At 31.3% G+C, this 742-nt stretch carries 1 protein-coding gene; it reads right to left on the bottom strand.

The genetic code is table 11. From position 1 onward, the window contains the following. Positions 1-151 precede the first annotated feature (151 nt). A complete protein-coding gene (locus DM397_RS00510; RefSeq protein ID WP_142479049.1) occupies positions 152-514 on the bottom strand; it encodes a hypothetical protein in 363 nt (120 codons plus the stop codon). Between the last annotated feature and the right edge of the window lie 228 nt (positions 515-742).

Consider the following 742-nt stretch of genomic DNA (forward strand, 5'->3'; position numbering starts at 1 on the left):
TTTTATAAGAACGAGTTATATAAAGTCAGAGACTTTGAGACGTTTCTGTTTTCAAATTAACGATAGAAAAAATGGCGCAAAGTCAGTCCCGAAAGCTTTCGGGATTGCGCAGCACGGAGATTGCTTTTCAGCATGAGTCTTGGAAATGTTACTAATCAAATTTGAAACCAGCTTTAGCAATTTCTATTGAATCTTTAACTTCTTTTTCTAGAAATATTTTACAATACTCAGGATTATTAGTCGCGATTGCAATTTTATAAAACTTTCCTAAATAAATGTCTCCTGAATTCTTAATATACTTGCCAGACTCATATCTTTTTTCATTGTAGTAAAAGTAAAATCTTGCATCTGTAAAGCCTCTTCTACGCTCAATATAAAAAACCTTAGCAACTGTAACAGATTTATTGTCTTCAATCATATTATTTTTTTTTTCTTGATACTTATTTGAAAAAAAAATTAGCAATCCCATACATACAAAAAAACACCCAGCTGCCATTCCCTGATTCTTATTCATACTAATTAAATTTTTTACTTTGTTTTTCTTTTTTTGTACTGAATGACATATCTATCTTAAAATCTTTAAAGGTTTGTTGAATTTGCTCTAAACTATCTCCAATTTTATTTTCAAATGTTTCAGTTGCCCCCGCTCCACGAAGTCTTCAACTGAAACGCTACACAAATGTCTCTGACTTTGCGTTTTTATTGTTTCTTAAAAACCCGAAAACCACTCAAAAGTCTCCCG

Origin of the sequence: Flavobacterium nitrogenifigens, from assembly GCF_003254565.1 — a bacterium.
Taxonomy (GTDB): Bacteria; Bacteroidota; Bacteroidia; order Flavobacteriales; family Flavobacteriaceae; genus Flavobacterium; species Flavobacterium nitrogenifigens.

Excerpts from the sequence above, each read along its gene's own strand:
- DM397_RS00510 (WP_142479049.1), bottom strand. The coding sequence starts at position 514 with ATGAATAAGAATCAGGGAATGGCAGCTGGGTGTTTTTTTGTATGTATG.